Here is a 6,918-nt window from a genome sequence, read left to right as displayed (position 1 = left end):
GTTAACGTGTGGTTTAGTACGTTCAAACTTGGCCTTTGCCATAATTTAATCCTCTTTTGTTAATATTAACCCAATGTCTTAGGTCATTTACTTTATTATCAACGCTTATAGGTTATGAAAATTTGACCCATTAAATTTAACAGGTCAAATTAGCTAACTTATAATTTTTTTCAGTGTCGAATAGGATAGAAGAATTTGAGTGGTTTTAACAATCAAATTGCCCATCAAATTTATTCGTCATCATCTTTATGAGTGAATTTTTTGATGATTTCATCAGCAACGTTACGCGGTGTCTCAGCGTATTTTGCAAACTCCATTGAGTAGGTTGCACGACCTTGAGACATTGAACGTAATTGGGTTGCATAACCAAACATCTCGGCTAGTGGTACTTCAGCACGGATTTGTTTAACACCGCCAAACATATCATCCATACCTTGCACCATACCGCGGCGACGGTTTAAGTCACCCATGATATCACCCATGTAGTCTTCAGGTGTTTCAACTTCTACTTTCATGACTGGCTCAAGTAGAACAGGGTTTGCATTCATAAAGCCTTTACGGAATGCCATTGAACCTGCCATTTTGAACGACAACTCATCTGAGTCAACGTCATGGTACGAACCATCATACAGTGTCGCTTTAATACCAACGACTGGATAACCTGCAAGAACACCATTTTTCATACGTTCTTGAATACCTTTGTCTACTGCACCAAAGTACTCTTTTGGTACCACACCACCAACCACTTCTTCAGCAAATTCATATTCTTTGCCGTCAGCCGTGTCAAGTGGCTCAAGACGTAACCATACGTGACCGAATTTACCACGACCACCAGTTTGGCGTACGAATTTACCTTCTTGTTCAACGGTAGTGCGAATCGTTTCACGGTAAGCGACTTGTGGTGCACCCACATTAGCTTCAACGCTAAACTCACGTTTCATACGGTCAACAAGAATTTCTAAGTGCAGCTCACCCATACCGCTGATGATAGTCTGACCAGATTCTTCATCGGTGTGAACACGGAATGACGGGTCCTCTTTTGCCAAACGGTTAAGCGCGATTGACATTTTTTCTTGGTCAGCTTTGGTTTTTGGTTCAACTGCCAATGAAATAACAGGATCTGGGAACTCCATGCGCTCAAGGGTAATAATATTGTTTTCGTCACATAGGGTATCACCCGTTGTTACATCTTTTAGACCCACAAATGCAACGATGTCACCTGCGCGAACTTCGTCCACTTCTTTTTGTGAGTTAGCGTGCATCTCAACGATACGACCAATACGCTCACGTTTCATTTTCACTGGGTTATAAACAGAGTCACCTTGTTTAGCAACACCTGAGTAAACACGTACGAAAGTTAAGTTACCTACGTATTTGTCATTCATGATTTTGAATGCAAGACCCGCAAATGGTGCATCATCCGATGATTCACGCGTCGCTTCAGTTTCAGCTTTGTCATCTAACACACCTTTGATCGCGTCAACGTCATTTGGTGCTGGTAAGAATTCGATAACCGCGTCAAGCATACGTTGTACGCCTTTGTTTTTAAACGCCGTACCGCAAAGCATTGGTTGAATTTCGCCGGCTAAAGTACGTGCACGTAAACCTGCTACGATATCTTCACGTGATAAATCACCTTCTTCTAAGTATTTATCCATCAACTCTTCTGAAGATTCAGCCGCTGCCTCAACCATGTTGTTACGCCATTCATCGACGGTATCAACCAAGTTAGCAGGAATTTCTGCGTATTCAAATTTCATACCTTGAGAAGCGACATCCCAAATGATGGCTTTCATTTCTAGAAGGTCAACAACCCCTTCAAAGGTATCTTCTGCACCGATTGGCACAACCACAGGTACAGGATTACCACCAAGACGTTGTTTTACTTGGTCAACAACGCGGAAGAAGTTTGCCCCTGTACGGTCCATTTTGTTTACGAACGCAAGACGCGGTACTTTATACTTGTTTGCTTGACGCCATACTGTTTCTGACTGAGGCTGTACACCACCAACCGCACAGTAAACCATACATGCACCGTCAAGTACACGCATTGAACGTTCTACTTCAATGGTGAAGTCAACGTGGCCGGGGGTGTCAATGATGTTAATGCGATGCTCTGGGAATTGGTGACCCATGCCAGACCAAAAACAAGTCGTTGCCGCTGAGGTAATAGTAATACCACGCTCTTGCTCTTGTTCCATCCAGTCCATGGTTGCAGCACCTTCATGCACTTCACCTAGCTTATGGTTTTTACCTGTATAAAACAAAATACGTTCAGTTGTTGTCGTTTTACCCGCATCAATATGTGCAGAGATACCGATATTACGGTAGCGATTTAAGGGTGTTGTACGTGCCATAGTTAATTCCTAAGGACTAAAGATTAAAATTATTCCATTATCAATAAACAGTTATGTCTTAAGATGAATAATAATTAGTTTTAACGTTTGATTGAAAGATCGACAACCAACTAGATAAAAGAAAGCCTTACTCTTGACATAAGTGCTGTATGATAAGAGCTTGCCATGACAAACGCATGACAAGCTTCTTTTTCAATATGAAATATTGGGCTGAATTTGCAAACTTCAAGTCACCCAATATCATCTATTTTATTATAAGCTAATTGCTACCTAGGTGATAGCAATCAGTATCAATTAGAAACGATAGTGTGAGAACGCTTTGTTTGCGTCAGCCATACGGTGAACTTCGTCACGTTTTTTCAGTGCATTACCTTTGCCATCAGCTGCGTCTAGCAATTCACCTGCTAAGCGTAAAGCCATAGATTTTTCAGAACGTTTTGCAGCCGCATCAACTAACCAACGCATTGCTAATGCAGTACGACGGGAGGGACGTACTTCCATAGGAACTTGGTAGGTAGCACCACCCACACGGCGAGCTTTAACTTCCACCATTGGGCGAACTCTTTCTAACGTATCTTCAAAAAACTGGACAGGATCAATGCCTGAGTTTTTTTCTAAAACACGGTCTAATGCACCGTATACGATTGATTCTGCAACTGATTTTTTACCGTCAACCATTACATGGTTAATGAATTTAGCAAGTGTTTTGCTACCAAACTTAGGATCTGGTAGGATTTCACGGGCAGCGATGACACGACGTCTAGGCATGATAATTTCCTTGTGTATTCAGGGTAGTCTGGTAGCTAAGCGGTTGCTTTTCACCAGCCTTACTGCATAGTGTTGTAAAACTATAATCAACTATGCAAACAATGTTAAAAAATGGGGTTAAAAACGGCTAAAATTATGCTTTAGGACGTTTTGCGCCGTATTTTGAGCGGCCTTGTTTACGATCTTTTACGCCTGCACAGTCAAGTGCGCCACGAACGGTATGGTAACGAACACCTGGTAAGTCTTTTACACGACCACCACGGATAAGTACAACACTGTGCTCTTGTAGGTTGTGACCTTCACCACCGATGTAGCTTGATACTTCAAAACCTGACGTCAAACGCACACGGCATACTTTACGCATCGCTGAGTTTGGTTTTTTTGGTGTGGTAGTGTATACACGGGTACACACGCCACGGCGTTGTGGGCAAGCTTTTAAAGCTGGCACTTTTGATTTTTCAGTAATGGTATTGCGACCTTTACGAATTAATTGATTTGTAGTTGCCATAAGGCACTCTCTCCCGTTTGTTGTCAAAAAATCTCTAAAAACCGCTAATAAGCTATTTTTAGGACAGCGTATTATAGAGATTTTTGTTGGTTTTATCAACTAAAAAATCACCTAGATAATGTAGATGATGATTATTAGCAAAATTTGAAGAAAAGTAGGGGAAGGCAAATCATCAAACATTGTGTTTATCAAGCATACTGGGTTCAAGCCCACTGTGAATTACATCACAACAGACTAAAATAAAAAAGACTAAAACTAAAAGAACCAATGCGCTAACTTTGAAAACCTTAAGAAACTTATCGGTTAAAAGTCAACGCATTGGTTCTAGCTCAAGTTATTATTTATTGTTATTATTCAATGATTCCAAAAAAATCAAATTTTAATGATGGTGATTTTAAATAATTGTAATTTTAAATTTCTTATTTTTTTTATAATTTTTTTAAATTAACAACGTGATGTACTAACAGTTTATTTTATTAGGGTTGTTGTCATTATTGATTATTAAGCTTGTCAACCGTTGTTAAATATATTTTGCCAAATTTAAGCCGGTTGGTCTTTTTAGATTTGGTGAATAACGTTGATATTGATAACTAAAAATGTGACGTTGCTGACAGGTTGTGTAAAAGTTTGTGCTACATGACTTAAAGTAACTAGCTTTATAGTCACTAGCCTCGAATTAGTAAACACTAGCTACAACTAATAAAAAAGGCAAAAGCCAGACAGCTAGCTTTTACCTTGTTATATTAGCGCAAGATTATTCTTCAGTCATATGCGTCAACTTTGGCGCCGGGGCAAATACCGACATCGCAATTTCAATCACTTCATTGATAATAATATTGTTGTAAGCCGTACCCAAGCCAACCGCAGTGAGTGGAATGACTTTATGTAAAAAACCGAAATTAAACTGCTCAATGTTAATATTAAACTGGGTCGATAGTTCTTCTAGTTTGGTTAATATCCCCATCGCCGATTGGCTGTCTTCTTCGGCAAGCACTGCCGCTCTATATTCTTCAATCGACTGGTCGGTCATCGCTTCAAATATACCCAAGCCTGCGAGCAAAGTTTGCTTTTCTTGCAATTTATTGAGATCCACTTTAGCTAAAATTTCATAAGCGATGGCGATACCTTGTTGTCCCGTCAACGGACGGTCATAAATTGCACTGATTTGGAAAATCGTCCGCAAACACACCGCCAACAACCACATTGTATCTACCAAAATACCGGGTAAACCTGCCAAATTACTAAGTCCACCCAAGGTAGCTAAAGCACGGTTTTGATCGCCAATACTGCGGGCTAGGGCTTGTCGTTCACTAGCAACCAAAGTGTCTTTAAAACGCGCATCACGCGCCAAATCAAAATTCGCCCAATTTTGCGACAGTTTACCGACTTGGGAAAAAACCGCATCCGTTGCTTTATCAAAACTTGCCTTGGGGATTAGTGAGGTCGCCATTTTGCTATAGCTGCCAAATGGGGTTTTACCAAGTAGTTTTTTTGATAGTTTGGGAATATGCTCATGAAACGCGTTTTTATCGTTTGATAAGGCTTGTTGAAGGCTATCAAAATCAATATCCGCTAATGGTTTGGTTTGTATTGTATCTTTTGCGCTCAGTTGTGCTAATTTGTGACCTAGCGCTTCAAAGACACGGCGGCTAATAGAAGTAGAGGCTGACATGAGAGTTATCCTTAATATTATGCTTTTTTATTGGAAAATACTGTCGTAGTAAAATAGCGTAAAGAAAGTGACCGCACTTTTCAACTTTAATGCGTAAAGAGACGTTACACAATGATATCTTTTATCGATTTGTTTGAGTGTTACGCGTATGTCGATTTTGGGTTAAGACAAGATAATTAACTATAAACGTGATGAATAGCTGTGGTGTAAGAAATATTTTGTAACATTTTTGGGGAAAAACTAGGCAGGTGAAATTCAGAGGGGTACAATAGCGTGATATTTATCATCAATTGATTAAACCAAAAGGAATGGTATATGCAGCGCGTTGTAATCACAGGGGCAGGACTTATCTCGTGTATTGGTAATGACTTAGCCACAGTCAGCGAATCGCTACAGCAAGGCAAATCGGGCTTGGTATTTAATCCAATTTATCAAGAAAAAGGCTTTAAAGCCTGTGTCTCAGGTAGTATTGATGACAATAACCTAGATACTTCTCATATCGATCGCAAACTTAAACGCTTTTTGTCAAAAGCCAGTTTATATGCCTATCTAAGTGCGCTACAAGCAATCGAGCAAGCAGGATTGTCATTAGAAGATATTGCTCATAACACTAATATCGGCGTGGTAGCAGGTTCGGGTGGGGCATCGAGTGCCGATGTGGCGGCAGCGGTTGATGCAATGCGCGAAAAAGGCTTGCGCGGTGTCGGCGCGATGGCAGTGCCAAAAACCATGGCAAGTACGGTATCAGCCAGCGTTGCAACTGGGTTAAAGATTGGTGGGATTAGCTACTCTATTGCATCAGCTTGCGCGACCTCAACGCATTGTGTGGGTCATGCTATGGAGCTGATTCAATTGGGTAAACAAGACATCGTGATTGCAGGGGGTGGCGAGCAAGAAGATTGGACACAATCTTGTATGTTTGATGGCATGGGTGCGATGAGTACCCAGTACAATGACAAGCCGCAACTCGCCAGTCGCCCTTACGATGCAGATCGAGACGGCTTTGTGATTGCAGGCGGTGGCGGTATGGTCGTGGTTGAGAGCCTAGACTCTGCTAAACGACGCGGCGCGACTATTTTGGCAGAGATTGTTGGCTATGGTGCAAGCTCTGATGGGGCGGATATGGTAGCACCCAGTGGCGTAGGTGCTATCAATTGTATGAAACAAGCCCTTAAACAAGCAGGCTTAAACTCCGTTGACTATATCAATACTCATGGTACTAGTACCCCCATTGGGGATATCACCGAGCTTGAAGCGATTCGCCAAGTGTTTGGTGGTGATTTGCCACCCATTAGCTCAACTAAATCAATGACAGGTCATAGTTTGGGCGCGGTGGGCGTGCAAGAATTGATTTATTGTTTGTTGATGCTCAATCAAGGCTTTATTGCGCCCAATATCAATATTGAAACCTTGGATGAGAAAGCCACAGACTTTGATATCGTCCGTGAAACGCGTCAAGTCAATTTAAACACCATAATGACCAATAGCTTTGGCTTTGGCGGTACCAATGCCAGTTTAATCATCAAAAAGTTTGTTGAATAAATACTGATGGACCGTCATAATTGATAAAAATAGGCGATGACAGTTACCCGATTGTCATCGCTTTTTTGACG

At 41.2% G+C, this 6,918-nt stretch carries 5 protein-coding genes; 1 reads left to right on the top strand and 4 read right to left on the bottom strand.

Features of this window, described 5'->3' with window-relative positions; translation table 11 throughout:
• Nucleotides 1-230: 230 nt before the first annotated feature.
• The 4 genes from fusA to RT143_RS09545 form a co-directional block, all read right to left on the bottom strand.
• The gene (gene fusA / locus RT143_RS09560; protein WP_313092721.1) at nt 231-2,357 is read right to left on the bottom strand and encodes an elongation factor G; all 2,127 of its coding nucleotides are present in this window, start codon (nt 2,355-2,357) and stop codon (nt 231-233) included.
• Nucleotides 2,358-2,651: 294 nt separating this feature from the next.
• Complete coding sequence (rpsG, locus tag RT143_RS09555) at nt 2,652-3,125, bottom strand: 30S ribosomal protein S7 (RefSeq protein WP_050325821.1); 474 nt, start codon at nt 3,123-3,125, stop codon at nt 2,652-2,654.
• 133 nt (nt 3,126-3,258) lie between these two features.
• Nucleotides 3,259-3,633, bottom strand: coding sequence for a 30S ribosomal protein S12 (gene rpsL / locus RT143_RS09550; protein ID WP_007116468.1), 375 nt, complete (start codon nt 3,631-3,633; stop codon nt 3,259-3,261).
• Between the two features lie 754 nt (nt 3,634-4,387).
• The gene (locus RT143_RS09545) at nt 4,388-5,305 is read right to left on the bottom strand and encodes an EcsC family protein (protein WP_313092719.1); all 918 of its coding nucleotides are present in this window, start codon (nt 5,303-5,305) and stop codon (nt 4,388-4,390) included.
• A gap of 315 nt (nt 5,306-5,620) precedes the next feature.
• Between RT143_RS09545 and RT143_RS09540 the strand changes: the two genes are divergently transcribed.
• A complete protein-coding gene (locus RT143_RS09540) occupies nt 5,621-6,847 on the top strand; it encodes a beta-ketoacyl synthase N-terminal-like domain-containing protein (protein WP_313092718.1) in 1,227 nt (408 codons plus the stop codon).
• The last annotated feature ends 71 nt before the right edge of the window (nt 6,848-6,918 follow it).

Origin of the sequence: Moraxella sp. CTOTU48268 (genome assembly GCF_032069585.1) — a bacterium.
Classification (GTDB): domain Bacteria; phylum Pseudomonadota; class Gammaproteobacteria; order Pseudomonadales; family Moraxellaceae; genus Faucicola; species Faucicola cinerea.
This window is presented reverse-complemented; position numbering and strand designations above follow the sequence as displayed.